This window comes from Parasphingorhabdus sp., from assembly GCF_049667325.1.
Classification (GTDB): Bacteria; Pseudomonadota; Alphaproteobacteria; order Sphingomonadales; family Sphingomonadaceae; genus Parasphingorhabdus.
On sequence record NZ_JBATHY010000316.1, the window covers coordinates 1 to 14,298 of the forward strand.

Here is a 14,298-nt window from a genome sequence, read left to right on the forward strand (position 1 = left end):
GAGTCGCTGTTTCTGGCGACGGGCAGCGAAAGGAGATTGACGGTGCCATTGTTGCGAAAGATCGAAATATTTCTGAACGAAACCGACATGCCGTGGACCAAGTTCGGTCGGCTGTCTGTGAGCGATCCACGCTTTGTCCAGGATCTGCGTAACGGGCGCCAACCGGGAAACGCAGTATCGCACCGGGTGGAGCATTTCATGGATATATGGCGGGCAAACCATGCCGGTTGATCCAGCGCAGTTAAACACCTGTCGGCGAGACCCTGGTTCGGTACTTGCCAGTCAGATTGAAATTTTGGCCGGCGATCGGGCCAGCGTCATGCTAGAACGAGAGCGGCCCTGGGCAAGCATCACCTTTGCCGGGACGCGGCACAGCTTGACTGTGAATTGGACGGGCGCAGTCGATCTTGCTGATTTGGACAATCTGGCCAAGCTACTGCCAGCTCATGAATATTCAATTCCTGGCCATTTTGTCGCCGATATATTGGTCACCGAACAATCAAAAACTCGCTTGCTGGTCGAAGCCCTCTCGATCATCGATCCCGTCCATGAATAGAACCGATTAACGCTGGACAGTCATTCTCTCCAAAGTACCGAGCGCGGCCTTCAGGGCAGCGTCCATATCCGCTTGCCGATTATCCTGGATATTGATGTCAGCGGAATCGACGGACCGCAGCGGCGGGATGGAAACTGGAGCAGGTTCTTCGGACTTCTGCGCCAATGGGATCGTTTCTTCGGCGTCCGGAGACGCCACCGGGAACTCTTGGGGCGGAGCAGCCTGTCCACGCGATTCCAGCGCTTCCAGGCGGCGAAGACCCGCTTCCAGCCGATCGGCAAGCTCAGCCAGTGACATAGCGGCCAGATCCTCGCGGGGAGCGGCCATTTCGTCAGCTTGAGAACCCCAATCGGACTGGACAGGCGTCGGATCTGCTTCGGCCGGAGAATGCAGTATCTTGTCGGCAACGAACGGGCCGGGCGTTGCGGGCGGCGAAACCGATTGCTCGGCAGGCTCAACGTGATCTTGGTCAGTCTCTGACGGGTCAAACTGCTTGATTTTATCGGCAAGCGGCGCTCCCAGATCAGAGGATGCAAAGATCGGATGGCGCGCGGGAGCGTCGGGGTGACTGTCTGCAGATCTTACATCCGGCAGATCCTCCAGCTCTGTCACCTGGCCAGCAGATTTTTTAGGTTTTTTGAGAAACCTGGTCAGCGATTTTGCCGACAGGTTCAGCTTAGGTACGGTAAATCGTGATTTGCCTTCCTGCACGTCGTCGATCGATTCCGGCGTCAGGTTTCTGCGAATTGCCAAGCTCATATCGGAGCCTCCTTCCAGAGATTTCATATTATGGTTTAGAATCAGATAAAGTGCAGACATCGAAATCAGGCCTGCCGTTACGGCAATCAAGCCGCGCGCCGTATTTCCCAAAGGCGGCGCGGCAGCAGGCATGAATTCGGAAAGTCCGGTCGCACCGATGATGTTTTCAAGATAGACGTGGGGCAATGTAGCGATCACAAGCGCTGCCGCAATACCTCCCGCAACGGCCATTGCGGGCTGTTTAAACCGAGCCATATCCTGCTCTATCAAGTCCACATCATTCTCCACCATCTCAAGCCGCGCGATCATAGGATTTACGCGCGATCAACCTTTGGTAAACAGGAGCATAACGCAAAATGTTTGACGACCAGTTACGATCCGCCTCTACAAATTTCCGTGCTGCATCAATAGTTTGTGGCCATGATTCGCTATCATCGAGCAGATTGGCCAGTTTTTTCGCGATTTTCCCCGGGTCGCCAGCCTGGAAAAGAGTGCCCGTGACGCCATCGGCAATCAACTCCCGGTGACCACCGACATCGGATGCCGCCACAAGCCGTCCCTGCGCCATTGCTTCCAGCGGTTTGAGCGGGGTCACGAGATCAGTAAGCCGCATCGCCTTGCGCGGGTAGACCATGATATCCATCAGGCCATAATATCGTTCGACCTCCGCGTGTGGCACGCGACCGGTGAAAGTAATGGCTGACCCGACCCCCATTCGATCCGCCTGCGCCTTCAGCGCATCCTCCATTGGACCGCCGCCGACCAGCAGCAAATGCACGTCCGGATGGGAACGCTGAAGCAGTGGCAGGGCCGCGATCAGATCGTCGAGACCTTCATAGTCGTAAAAGCTGCCGATAAATCCCAGAACCGGTTTCCCTGTCAAACCCAGCTCGGCCAGGAATCCTTCATCGCGCGCCGGTGGTTCCCCGAACAGGTCGAGATCGACACCATTGGGGGAGACGGTAATTTTGTCGGACTTCACACCCCGTCCCATCAGATCGGACCGCAATCCTTCGCAGATCACCGCAATTGCATCCGCGCCGTTAATGACATGATTCTCGAGTTGCCGCGTCAACCAGTAACGCGGGCTATTTTCCCTGCCCGTGCCATTGCCGACGGCGGCGTCTTCCCAGAAAGCCCGTATTTCATAGACAAGCGGCAATCCCGATTTTTCGGCGGCACGCAAGGCAGCCAGTCCGTTGAGCGCCGGCGAATGGGCGTGCAATATATCCGGCTGCCACTCGTGGATGACTCGCTCGATTCGCTCTGCCAACACTGAAACTTCCCGCCATTCACGAACCGGAGAAGGCCCCTGAACCTGAGCCAATGTGCGGAAGAACTGGAGGTCATCGGCCACTTCCAGCGGCTGTTTCGCGACATAACCATGCTGATTCTGGCGAACGCCGGTGACGCCCGCGACCGTCAGTCCGCTGGCAATTTGCGCCTTCATGATCGCGCGTGTGCGGAAGCAATAGCCGCTGTGCAGGGGCAGGCTGTGATCGAGAATGTGCAGAATACGCGTCATGGCACAAAGCCTTGCCAAAAAAGGATTAACGTCCCGTCAACCCAATGTCTGTATCGCGCGAAGATAGAAGAGTGCGCTTTTGCCGCTCGTGCCGGGATGGATTGGTTAGATGATAGACAATTTTTCTATCGCTTTAACGCATGGCTTGCTGCTGATCGCAGCCTGGCGTCTCATCCATCGCGACGACCTTGATGTCGAAGACCCCCCGGAACGCGACAAGGAACCAAGCGGTTTCCTGAAGCGACCCTCCATCGACGGATCAAGCTCCGATGCGTGACCTCTTCTTTGTCGGATATCTCCTGGCGCTGTTGTTCCTCGCCTTCAAGCGCCCGTTTCTGTTCACCCTGATCTACGCCTATGTCGATATTGTGGCTCCGCAGCGGCTGAGCTATTTCATGCTCAACTCCGTGCCTTTGTCGCTAGTCGTGTTCGCCCTGGCCTTCCTTGGCTACATGTTTGCGGACAACAAGCAGGACAGCCGTTTTTCAATCCGCCAGGCGATGATGGTCCTGTTGCTCGTCTATTGCGGATATACCACGTTGCAGGCGGAGGTACCGGACGCGGCACTGGAAAAGTGGGACTGGGTCTGGAAGGCTCTGGTCTTCGCGATATTCCTGCCGCTGACCTTAAAGACCAAATTGCGGCTTGAAGCGCTTGCCCTGTTCATGGTGTTGTGCGCCGGGACATTGATCATCACCGGCGGGATCAAGACATTGGCGTCGGGGGGCGGCTATGGCGTCCTTGTGCTGCTGGTCGACAATAACGCCGGCCTGTACGAGGGGTCGATCATTTCGACGGTTGCCATTTGTATCATCCCGCTGATCCTATGGCTGGCCAATCACGGGACAATTTTCCCGCCCGACTGGCGGGTGAAAATTTTTGCTTATGCCCTGATCTTTGCCGCCCTGCTCATCCCCATTGGGACACAGGCGCGCACCGGCCTCGTCTGCATCGGGGTCTGGGCGGTGCTGCAATTGCGTTTCGTCCGTTTCCGATTAATCTACGGTGGCATCGCGATTGCGCTAGGCCTCTTGTCGATTCCGTTCCTGCCACAAAGCTTCACCGAACGCATGGCAACGATCGAAAATTACGAAGCGGACCAATCCGCATCAACTCGGCTGGCAGTCTGGCGGTGGACACTGGGCTATGTCAGCGAACACCCGTTTGGAGGCGGTTTTGACGTCTACCGGATCAACAAGTTGACATACGAATTGTCGGAAGTGGACGTCGCGCAATATGAGGACTGGGGCATCGATCCCGACGATGTCGACGCACGACTTGTCGAGGATGAATCGCGCGCCTTTCACAGCAGCTATTTCGAAATGCTCGGCGAACAAGGCTATCCGGGGCTGATCTTATGGCTGATCATCCATGTCGGGGGGCTTTGGCGTATGGAACTGCTGCGACGAAAATATGCGAAATCCGAAAAGCAGGGCGAGCAGTGGGTGGCCCCCCTCGCCATTGCCTTGCAACACGGTCATGTGATTTTTCTCGTCGGGGCATTATTCGTCGGCATCGCGTTCCAGCCATTTGTCTACATGCTGGTTGCGCTGCAGATCGGTCTCGACACATATATGACACGCCGGTCAGCAGAATCTCGGTGGCAGCCGATCGCTAAACAACTGACTGGGACTGCAAAACCGCAACCATCGCCGCCATCGCGCCTACCATTCACAAATTGAGTGACGCCTTCGCCGGCGCGCAGTAGGAGCAGGGCATGGCACTCACTGTTTCCGTCACTGTCGAACGATGGCCTGTCGCCGGCTATTTCATCATCAGCCGGGGTGCCAAATCTCACGTCGATGTCGTGCGGTGCGAAGTTTCGGACGGCTTTCATACAGGCACGGCAGAGGGGACACCGATATATTACGAGGGTGAAAGCGCCGAAGAATGTGCGAAAAACATCATGCAGTTTTCCGCCAGTTATCCCGAACTTGATCATGCGACTCTGCTGCAGAACATGCCGCGTGGCGCCGCCCGCAACGCACTTGATTGCGCGCTCTGGGATCTGGAATGCCGACAACAAAACAAGTCCCTGGCAGAATTGTCAGGCCTGCCCGAACCCGCCCCCCTGATCTCCGCCTTCACCATATCGCTCGGTCAGCCGGAAATCATGGAAGCACAGGCTCGCCAGGCCGCGTTCAACGGGCAAAAGCTGCTGAAACTGAAATTGTCGGGTCAGGACGATCATGAACGGGTTGCTGCTGTCCATCGCGGTGCGCCAGCTGCCCGCCTCATCGTTGATGCCAACGAAAGCTGGAACGATCTCGACATTGCTGCCGAAGCTGCGCGGCTGGCGCAATATTCAGTCGAACTGATCGAGCAACCGGTCAGCGCCGGAAGGGATCATCTTCTCGGCGGTGTGCGGTCACCGGTGCCGCTCTGTGCGGATGAAAGCTGCCACACCAGCGCCGATATCGAAAGGATTGCACCCTTTTATGATGCGGTGAACATCAAACTCGACAAGGCTGGCGGACTAACCGAGGCAATAGCGATGGCTCAGGCGGCCCAGGCCATGAATATGAAAATCATGGTCGGCTGTATGCTCTCGACATCGCTGGGAATTCGGCCGGCTTTCGCTCTGGCGCAGCTCGCGCACTGGGTCGATCTCGACGGACCCCTTCTGCTCGCGAAAGACCGTGACGATGCTTTCCAGTTCGAGTTCGGCAGAATATTCCCCCGGGAAAGAGCAAGTTAGATTCCGTCCAGATACTCGATCACGGGTGCGGCGGCCATACAAGGCGCGAGCTTTGGACCACTCGCCCGGAAATGATCCGATTTGCCATGCGCTTCCAGCGCGGCCTGATCGATATAGCGCTCAAGCACCTTATATTGCTGGGGGTTGTCCTTGCACTGAAATGCCGCATAAAATTCATTGCCCGGTTCGTTCGCGCTAACCGCTGCCATAAGCTCGGAAAAAGCCGCTTCAAAATCGGCATTCTTGCCTTCTGCGACGGTCAATGTTGCGACTACGCCTATTGATGCCATGGTATCTTCTCCTTGATTGATACGGGCCAGCGATCCCTCGCCGGCCCGTTCTTCGTTATGCTAGAAAATCTCGAACAATCCGGCTGCGCCCTGTCCACCGCCAACGCACATCGTGACAACCGCATATTTCGCGCCACGCCGTTTGCCTTCGATCAAGGCGTGGCCGGTGCAACGAGCGCCGGTCATGCCATAAGGGTGTCCGATCGAGATCGAGCCGCCGTTGACGTTCAATAGCTCGCCAGGAATACCGAGCTTCTGTTGGCAATAGAGCACCTGCACGGCGAACGCTTCATTGAGCTCCCACAGGCCGATATCATCCATTTTCAGACCAAAGCGCTCGAGCAACATCGGGATCGCGAAGACCGGACCAATGCCCATTTCATCAGGCTTCGTGCCTGCGACAGCCATGCCTACATAGCGGCCCAGTGGGTTCAGTCCGGCTTTCTCTGCCGCTTTTGCTTCCATCACGACGCTGGCAGACGAACCATCGGAAAGCTGCGATGCGTTACCCGCAGTGATGATCTTGTCAGGTCCGAGTACGGGCTTGAGTGACTGCAGACCTTCAAGCGTGGTCGAAGGGCGGTTTCCTTCGTCCTTGCTGATGGTGACTTCGACGTGGGAAATTTCTTTGGTTTCCTTGTCCTGCACGCCCATGCTGGTCGTGACTTCGACGATTTCAGCATCGAAATGACCGGCTTCCTGAGCAGCTGCGGTGCGCATTTGCGACTGCAGGGCATATTCGTCACAGGCATCGCGGCCAATTCCATAACGTTCACCGACCACTTCGGCGGTCTGGAGCATCGGCATGTAAATATCGGCATGCATCTTCATCAGTTCACGGTCAGGTTGCACGCGCATTTCTGCAGTCTGCACGGTCGAGATTGAATCCTGTCCGCCGCCGACAACTACGTCCATCCGGTCGAGCGTGACCTGTTTGGACGCGGTGGCAATCGCCATCAGGCCGGAAGAACATTGCCGGTCGATTGTCATACCGGGAACTTCGATAGGAAATCCTGAACGCAACGCGACCTGGCGGGCAAGATTGCCGCCCTGCGATCCCTGCTGCAAGGCGCTGCCCCAGACAACATCGTCGATCGTACCAGGGTCGATGCCCGCTCTTTCGACGGCCGCTTTTGCGGCATAGTGGCCAAGTGTTGCACCGGTTGTCGTATTAAAAGCACCCTTATAGGCGCGGCCTATGGGTGTACGGGCTGTGGAAACGATGACGGCGTCACGCATGATGATATTCCTTATAATTGCTATCGGAGTCGCTTTTGACTCCTATTGTCCCGATTAATTGGTCAATTAACAAGGGATTTTTTCGGGATCGCGCTGCCGTTACGTAACGCTAGTCATTGCTCTGCGGAACAGCATATCCGCCCTCGGGATAGGGCAGGATCATTTCGCCATCCGGAGCGGCGGTGAAGGTTGTTTGCGTCGGATAGGCAAATTCCAGACCTTCTTCGTTGAATGTCTGCAAAATCGCCAGCCCGATTTTATGGCGTCCCTGATAGACGACTTCATAATCGCTGCTCATGATATCGAAATCGAGTTCGAAATTAATCGAGCTATCGCCGAAGCCGACAAAGCCGGAGCGGATGAATACCGCTTCGTTTTTCTCGACGATCTTCTTGAGCAGGCCGGGAATCCGGCGCGCATCAGCCGGCTTTGTCTGATAAATGACACCAATGCCAAAGCGTGTCCGCCGTCTTGCCAGACGGGTCATATTGACGATTTCCTTGTCCAGCAAATTGGTGTTCGAAATGATAATCTCTTCACCGGTTACCGCCCTCAATCTTGTGCTTTTGAGTCCGATTTTCTCGATTGTGCCAATGGTAGTGTCATAAGTGATTGTTTCTCCGCGGCGGAACGGCTTGTCGAAAATAATCGAAAGCGCCGCAAACAGATCGGAAAAAATACCCTGGGCGGCGAGACCGATCGCGATACCGCCGACCCCCAGACCTGCGATCAGACCGGTTACATTTACACCCAGATTGTCGAGGATCATGATCGCGGCGATTGCAAAGAGCACGAAGGTGACCAGCAAGCGGATCAAAGTCATCGCATTTTCCAGCGTTTCGTGCTGGTCAGGATCCTGCGATGTCCGGCGCACAATAAGTCCCAGAATGATCTCGCGGAGCCAAATGGCGACTTGTACCACCACCGATATCGTGAACAGCACATGCACCACGCGATCGAAGCTGGATGGCGCGCTGGCGAAGGTCACGACGAGCTCGGCTGACACCATCAACATGAAGAACTTGCTGGTTCGGGAAATCGCCGTGCCGATGATTGTACGATATCCGGTCAGGCCCTGATTCTTGCGGACATAGCGTGCGGCAAGACGCTTGATCGCACCGAGCAGGAAGAAGATTGCGGTGCCGATAACGGCTGCGATAGTCAGTTCCACATAATGGTCTGTCAGCCAACGCGACCCGTCGAGGGTCATCCGCTGGATAGACGTGCCAATATCCGGGACGGTCGGAACGAGAGCGGGTTCTGATGTTTTTGTCATAGGGCTCCAGCTAGGGAGAAGTGCCGAAAATAACAACCCGTGTGATCAAAGTCCGCACCGCTGCGGTTGCCGGGTTCACGTTTTTTGAGCACCGATAAGAAATTCTACATTGCCCTTGGGTCCCGTGATCGGACTTTCGGTGATTCCCAGGATATCCCAGCCGGATTCAATCAGCCAGTCCCTCACTTTTTCGCAGGCCGCTTGGCGAACCGCGTCGTCTCGCACAACCCCTCCCTTGCCGACGTCGCTGCGCTCGGCTTCAAATTGCGGCTTTACCAGCGCAACCAGTTTTGCGGTTGCTTTGGCAAATTCAAGCGGTCGCTCAAGTACTTTGACCAATGAAATGAAACTGGCATCGCAGACGATGATATCGACTTCTTCCGGAATATGCCGGTCGGTGAGGATCCTGGCACTGGTTTGTTCGTGCACAACGACCCGGTCATCCTGACGCAGCTTCCACGCAAGCTGGTTGGTGCCGCTATCCACGGCATAGACCCTTGCCGCACCCCCGGTCAGCAGCACATCGGTAAAGCCGCCGGTACTACTGCCGACGTCCATCGCAACCATACCGGTGACGTTGATGCCAAAATGTTGCAGCGCGTGATCGAGCTTTATGCCCCCGCGGGACACCCACGGATGGTCCTTACCCTTGAGTTCGATCGGTGCGTCGCGCGCGATCTTATGTCCTGGTTTGTCCACTTTCTTGCCCGCAACGGTGACCAGGCCCGCCATAATATAGGCTTGCGCCTTGGCCCGGCTATCGGCGAGACCACGATCTGCCAGTATCTGATCAACGCGTTGTTTCACGACTTTGGGTTCAGACCGGGGCATGGTAAATCAGGACTAGCGTAGCACTGCAGTTTTGGCCATATCCCTTTATTATGAAAATCATTTCCATCACGCGCCCCTTGGCTTTGACCCTTCCTCTGCTCGTTCTCGCGGCTTGCTCGACTGCGCCGCCGGAACCAGCGCCCGTCCCACAACCAACCAAGCCGGTCGCAGCACCGTCCGCGGCACCGGCGCAGCCGCAAGGAGAGTGGATTGATTGGCCGATCACTCCCGGCGAGTGGGTCTATCGAAAGGATGATCGGGGTTCGCTGGCCCTGTTTGGTCAATCCGATCGAGACGCCATACTCATCATCCGCTGCGAACTATCGCGTCGACAATTGTTTCTGTCGCGCTCCGGCACGGTCGGGGACAGGGCCACTATGGTTTTGCGTGCGAGCGCCGGCCTGCAATCCTATCCCGCCAGCAATAGCGGTGGAACGCCGAACTATGTCGCCATTTCGGTGGCGCCGCGCGATATGATGATGGACCGTATCGCCTATAGTCGCGGCCGTTTTGCCGTCGAAACTGATGGCCTGCAATCGCTCGCGATCCCGGTCTGGCCCGAATTCAGTCGTGTGGTGGAAGATTGCCGTAACTGATCCGCTTGTGATCAGGCCGGAACGCGCAATTGTGACAGCAAAAAAATAAAATGCAAGACTTGATCAGAAGTGCGATTTGATTCACATTTATAGCGTCGAACAGCGGAGAATGATTCAATGCAACAGTTCGTATTATATTCACAAGCGAAAGGAGGTGGTCCGATGTCTCATGGTTCAGCACAGGGGTCGGAAAAATCCGTTCGGGGGGCGAATCTGATTTAGATTTCAGGCAACCCGGCAGCGGCACTTCCTACCGCTGACCCATGTTCAGAGGTTGTCGGTCCAGATGGATCGGCAACCTCTTTTCATTTCCGTCTATCTGATCTTTCGAGATATTCCTCGCGGATCATAAAATCGCGAATGCCTACCCGTACCTCTCGCAGAAACTGGACCAGAGCGACCGAAAGCAGACTGATTGCAACGACGAACGCGATCGCAACGACCAGAGAAAGGTCGACACCGGTCATCTCCATGATGAACAGCAGGCCGATCAAGCCGCAAGCGATGATGGCGCTGATTACGCTCAGAAATATGGCGCTGTTGACGATCTTTATCCGCAGTTGCAAGTCTCCGAGTTCCGCAACCACAAGGTCATGGTCCGGACCCTTGGTGGATTTGAACAGCTCCTGGAGATCGCGCGACCGGTCGATGATCCGCGCGAGCCGGCTTGCAAACAGGTTGAGCATGGCCCCGATACCGACAAGAAGAAATGCCGGAGCCAGCGCGGTTTGCAGCACGGTGACGATATCGGCACCGGCGATTTGGGAAAATCCGTTCATGTTTTCATCCTGATCCGTAGCGCCAATCCGGTCGTCGGCTGCTCGTCCCAGAGCGAAAGAGTGTAACGCTCGGCATCAGCGCGCACGCGGGCCAGAACCTGTTCCGGCACATCACTGCTGGCAAAAATCTGGTCTGCCTGCCCCAGCCACCGCGCCTGACGGAGGGTGAGCTCATCGGGGTCCGCGCTGGCCAGCTCCAGATCAATCACTTGCGACCGCGCCTGTCGATGCGGTTGGTCGAGCCATGCTTCCAGGTCATCCACTGCGTGATCGGCCATAACATCAAGGGGGCCATCGGGATCAAGCGCCGCATCGATAGCCTTTCGGCGCGTCGCGCCGTCCGGCCATATCTGCTGTATCCTTTCCCGCACATTGAACAACGCCAAAGCCAGCGTTCCCAGACTGGCTGGGAGCAATTGCTCCAGCCGTTGCCGCAACGCTTTGGCCAGCCCTGCCGAAGCCCCGCCCGTACCGATAGCAATCAGCACCGGGTCGCGGTCAATAATTGCAGGCGTAGTATAGTCGCATAGCGCGGACCGGTCGACAGCGTTCACCAGCAAACCCTTTGCTTTCAGTCGCGCGACAGCCGCGGTCGCCTCTTCATCATTCTCAAGCGCGACAACCGCCAGTGTTAGTTCACCGGCATATTCATCATCTGTGATTTCCGCTCCGGCGCGCTCGTAGAGCCGTCTTTTTGCATCGGCCATTTCCCCATCACCCAGAAGAAGAATTTTGCGGTCCTTCATATTCAGAAAAATCGGCAACTGGTTCATCGCATCCACCAATAGAGTTGGTCACCTTGGCGCGAACCGGCGTGACACATTATTTCAGCCAGTCCGGCACATGTTCGGCGGCCATGATTGTCGCCGGTTCAATCCGTTCGGCTACCACCGCATAGCGATCGCCATCGACCAGTACTTCCGGCACCAAAGGCCGGCTGTTATAGGTGTTCGCCATTGTCGCGCCATAAGCTCCGGCCGTACGAAAAACTCCCAGATCGTCGGTCCGGACGCGGTCGACAACCCGTTCCTTGGCAAAAATATCGCTGCTTTCGCAGATCGGTCCGACAATCGAAGCAACCATCGTCTCGCCGCTCGGCTCAACCGCTTCGAAATCATGCCAGGCATCATAGATCGCTGGCCGCATCAAATCATTCATCGCCGCATCGACAATCACGAAATCACTATCCACCCCGGGTTTGATCCGGATCACCTTGGTAATCATGACACCGCTGTTTCCTGCGATGACCCGTCCGGGTTCGAACATCAGGGTAACATCCCAATCCTGGGTCACCCGTGCGACCATCGCGCCGTATTCAGCCGGGCTCGGCGGATTGTCTTCCGGCTTGTAAGGCACACCCAGCCCGCCGCCCAGATCAACATGGGTTACGACATGTCCGGCACCGCGCAAAAGCATCACGAGCTCGCCCATTCTGGCATAGCATTTTTCGAGCGGTTCGAGATTTTGCAACTGGCTGCCGATGTGCACGGCAACGCCGCGCAAGTTCAGTCCCGAGAGCTTGGAAAGCCGCTCATAAATATCCGGTGCGACATCAATCGCGACGCCAAATTTATTTTCCTTCTTGCCGGTCGAAATCTTCGCATGCGTGCCCGCATCGACATCGGGATTGACTCGCAGGGTCGCCGATGCCTGTTCGCCGCGGGAAGCGGCTATTGCTGCAAGCATCGCGCCCTCTTCTTCCGATTCCAGATTGAACTGGCCGATGCCTTCCTCGAGACCGAGGGTCAATTCCTCACGGCTCTTGCCGACTCCGGAAAAGACTATGTCTGTGGCCTTCATCCCCGCTGCAAGCGCGCGCTGCAACTCGCCGCCGGAGACCACGTCCGCTCCATAACCCTGATTGGCCAATATCCGGAGAACCGCCAGATTGGGATTCGATTTCACCGCAAAGGCGAGATGGATCTTGCCCGCATTTTGCAATCCTTCACGAAATACACGTGCGTGTCGCTCGAGCGTCGCCCGCGAATAGACATAGACCGGTGTCCCGACTTCTTCCGCAATCTTCGACAGCGGAATATCTTCCGCGTGCAATATTCCATTTTTGAGCTGGAAATGGTCCAATATCTTTTACTTTCAAACGGGTGAAACGGAACTAGCCGGGAGGCGGCAGATCGAATTCGTCATCCTGCCGTTTTTCCGAGCGGCGGAGCAGTTCGTCGCTACGCTCCGGCACGGCCTGAGTTGACGGGACCAGCAGGTCTTCCCCGCTGGGTGCTTTCGCCTCTCCGTAAATGGGAGGAGGCAAGGCTTCACCCTTTGCAGGTTGCAATGCACCGCGATTGCCGCAGGCGGCCAGTATGACGGTGGCGCCGGTCAGCAACAGTATCGATTGGAACTTGTTCATTTCAACTCTCCAGCCCCAGCGCTTTTTTGGCCTTTACAATCTGAGCCATTACTTGATCGGGTGCCGTCCCGCCATAGCTGGATCGGCTGGCGACCGAGGCGTCGACACTGAGGACGCTGAAAACACCGGCATCAATCCGGTCATCGATAGCCTGATATTGTTCCAGCGTGAGATCGGCCAAGCCACAGCCATTCTCTTCGGCGAGGGACACCACCGTTCCGGTAACATGATGGGCCTCGCGAAACGGCAACTTGACTTCCCGCACCAGCCAGTCAGCGAAATCGGTCGCGGTCGAGAACCCCGCTTCGGCCAGCGCCCGCATCCGGCTGCCGCTGAATTCCACTTCGGCAACCATGCCGGTCATCGCGGCGATCGACAGGCCGAGCAAGTCATGGGCTTCGAACACGGGCGGCTTGTCGTCCTGCATGTCCTTGGAATAGGCAAGCGGCAAGCCCTTCATCGTTATAACCAGAGCCGTCATCGCACCGACAATCCGCCCCGAATGGCCGCGCACAAGCTCGGCGGCATCGGGATTTCGCTTCTGCGGCATGATCGAGGAACCCGTCGAAAAGCTGTCGGGAAGTTTGACGAAACCGAAGGGCTGGCTCGCCCAGATCACGAATTCTTCCGCGAGCCGGGAAAGATGCAAGCTGCACTGGGTTGCTGCCATCAGATAGTCGAGCGCAAAATCCCGGTCAGAAACCGAATCGAGGCTGTTGCCCGTCGGATTGTCAAAACCCAGAATCGACGCTGTTTTGTCGCGATCAATCGGAAATCCCGTACCAGCCAGCGCCGCTGCACCAAGCGGCGATTCGTTCATCCGCTGCCGCGCAGCGGCGAAGCGCGAGCGGTCTCTTCTGACCATTTCGTAATAAGCCATCAGATGGTGGCCGAGACTCACCGGCTGGGCCGATTGCAGATGGGTAAAGCCCGGCATGATCGTATCGACATGTTCTTCGGCACGATCGACCAGCGCCTTTTGCAAGGCAGCCAGTGCGCTGTCGACCATATCAATCGCTTCGCGCACCCAGAGCCGGAAATCGGTCGCCACCTGATCGTTGCGGGAGCGCGCAGTATGCAGGCGGCCTGCTACCGGACCGACGATCTCCGCTAGCCGCGCTTCCACGTGCATATGAATATCTTCGAGGTCGAGATCTTCAGTGACGCCACCGGTTTCATATTCCCCGGCAATTTGATTCAGGCCGTTGATGATTTGCGTCGCATCTTCCGCCTCGACAATGCCTTGATCCGCCAACATCGCGACATGCGCCAGACTGGCGCGAATATCGTGCCGCCATAACTTCTTGTCGAACGGGATCGACGCGTTTATCTCGCGCATGATTGACGAAGGGCCATCGGCAAATCTGCCGCCCCACATGATATT

General features: G+C 56.5%; 17 protein-coding genes. 6 read left to right on the top strand and 11 right to left on the bottom strand.

Annotated elements, in window-relative coordinates; translation table 11 throughout:
* Positions 1-231: hypothetical protein (locus WBM93_RS13675; RefSeq protein WP_424432417.1), on the top strand; the 231-nt coding region annotated here is incomplete at its 5' end.
* Between the two features lie 88 nt (positions 232-319).
* Positions 320-556: a hypothetical protein gene (locus WBM93_RS13680; RefSeq protein ID WP_424432418.1), complete on the top strand. Its 237-nt coding sequence runs from the start codon at positions 320-322 to the stop codon at positions 554-556.
* 6 nt (positions 557-562) lie between these two features.
* Here WBM93_RS13680 and WBM93_RS13685 read toward each other — a convergent pair whose 3' ends face one another.
* Positions 563-1,570 carry a hypothetical protein gene (locus WBM93_RS13685; protein WP_424432419.1) on the bottom strand — a complete coding sequence of 336 codons (1,008 nt, stop codon included), beginning with the start codon at positions 1,568-1,570 and terminating at the stop codon, positions 563-565.
* Between the two features lie 37 nt (positions 1,571-1,607).
* Positions 1,608-2,840, bottom strand: coding sequence for a TIGR04063 family PEP-CTERM/XrtA system glycosyltransferase (locus WBM93_RS13690; protein ID WP_424432420.1), 1,233 nt, complete (start codon positions 2,838-2,840; stop codon positions 1,608-1,610).
* Positions 2,841-2,949: 109 nt separating this feature from the next.
* Here WBM93_RS13690 and WBM93_RS13695 point away from each other — a divergent pair, with 109 nt between their 5' ends.
* Genes WBM93_RS13695 through dgcA form a run of 3 tightly spaced genes read left to right on the top strand, consistent with a single transcriptional unit; the run spans position 2,950 to position 5,538 of the window.
* Positions 2,950-3,117 (top strand): hypothetical protein, encoded by a 168-nt coding sequence (locus WBM93_RS13695; protein WP_424432421.1) that lies wholly within the window; start codon positions 2,950-2,952, stop codon positions 3,115-3,117.
* Positions 3,110-4,522, top strand: coding sequence for a putative O-glycosylation ligase, exosortase A system-associated (locus WBM93_RS13700; RefSeq protein WP_424432422.1), 1,413 nt, complete (start codon positions 3,110-3,112; stop codon positions 4,520-4,522). The genes WBM93_RS13695 and WBM93_RS13700 overlap by 8 nt, the downstream gene beginning before the upstream one ends.
* Positions 4,523-4,557: 35 nt before the next feature.
* Complete coding sequence (dgcA, locus tag WBM93_RS13705) at positions 4,558-5,538, top strand: N-acetyl-D-Glu racemase DgcA (RefSeq protein WP_424432423.1); 981 nt, start codon at positions 4,558-4,560, stop codon at positions 5,536-5,538.
* On the opposite strand, the gene WBM93_RS13710 is transcribed toward dgcA, so the two are convergent.
* From WBM93_RS13710 to WBM93_RS13725, 4 genes are all read right to left on the bottom strand, one after another.
* Positions 5,535-5,828, bottom strand: a complete 294-nt coding sequence (locus WBM93_RS13710; RefSeq protein ID WP_424432424.1) for a putative quinol monooxygenase — start codon at positions 5,826-5,828, stop codon at positions 5,535-5,537. The genes dgcA and WBM93_RS13710 overlap by 4 nt on opposite strands.
* Positions 5,829-5,888: 60 nt before the next feature.
* Positions 5,889-7,067 (bottom strand): acetyl-CoA C-acyltransferase, encoded by a 1,179-nt coding sequence (locus tag WBM93_RS13715; protein WP_424432425.1) that lies wholly within the window; start codon positions 7,065-7,067, stop codon positions 5,889-5,891.
* A gap of 109 nt (positions 7,068-7,176) precedes the next feature.
* Complete coding sequence (locus WBM93_RS13720; protein ID WP_424432426.1) at positions 7,177-8,343, bottom strand: mechanosensitive ion channel family protein; 1,167 nt, start codon at positions 8,341-8,343, stop codon at positions 7,177-7,179.
* Between the two features lie 75 nt (positions 8,344-8,418).
* The gene (locus WBM93_RS13725) at positions 8,419-9,174 is read right to left on the bottom strand and encodes a TlyA family RNA methyltransferase (protein ID WP_424432427.1); all 756 of its coding nucleotides are present in this window, start codon (positions 9,172-9,174) and stop codon (positions 8,419-8,421) included.
* A 50-nt stretch (positions 9,175-9,224) separates the two neighbouring features.
* On the opposite strand from WBM93_RS13725, the gene WBM93_RS13730 reads away from it, so the two are divergent.
* Positions 9,225-9,770 (top strand): hypothetical protein, encoded by a 546-nt coding sequence (locus tag WBM93_RS13730; RefSeq protein ID WP_424432428.1) that lies wholly within the window; start codon positions 9,225-9,227, stop codon positions 9,768-9,770.
* Positions 9,771-10,075: 305 nt separating this feature from the next.
* Here the strand turns inward: WBM93_RS13730 and WBM93_RS13735 are convergent, their stop codons facing one another.
* The 5 genes from WBM93_RS13735 to argH are packed head-to-tail and all read right to left on the bottom strand — an operon-like array spanning position 10,076 to position 14,292.
* A complete protein-coding gene (locus WBM93_RS13735; RefSeq protein WP_424432429.1) occupies positions 10,076-10,549 on the bottom strand; it encodes a DUF2721 domain-containing protein in 474 nt (157 codons plus the stop codon).
* Positions 10,546-11,322, bottom strand: coding sequence for a siroheme synthase (locus WBM93_RS13740; protein WP_424432430.1), 777 nt, complete (start codon positions 11,320-11,322; stop codon positions 10,546-10,548). The genes WBM93_RS13735 and WBM93_RS13740 overlap by 4 nt, the downstream gene beginning before the upstream one ends.
* A 49-nt stretch (positions 11,323-11,371) precedes the next feature.
* The gene (lysA, locus tag WBM93_RS13745; RefSeq protein ID WP_424432431.1) at positions 11,372-12,631 is read right to left on the bottom strand and encodes a diaminopimelate decarboxylase; all 1,260 of its coding nucleotides are present in this window, start codon (positions 12,629-12,631) and stop codon (positions 11,372-11,374) included.
* 31 nt (positions 12,632-12,662) lie between these two features.
* Positions 12,663-12,914 (bottom strand): hypothetical protein, encoded by a 252-nt coding sequence (locus WBM93_RS13750; protein WP_424432432.1) that lies wholly within the window; start codon positions 12,912-12,914, stop codon positions 12,663-12,665.
* Position 12,915: 1 nt separating this feature from the next.
* Positions 12,916-14,292, bottom strand: coding sequence for an argininosuccinate lyase (gene argH / locus WBM93_RS13755; RefSeq protein ID WP_424432448.1), 1,377 nt, complete (start codon positions 14,290-14,292; stop codon positions 12,916-12,918).
* Positions 14,293-14,298 lie beyond the last annotated feature (6 nt).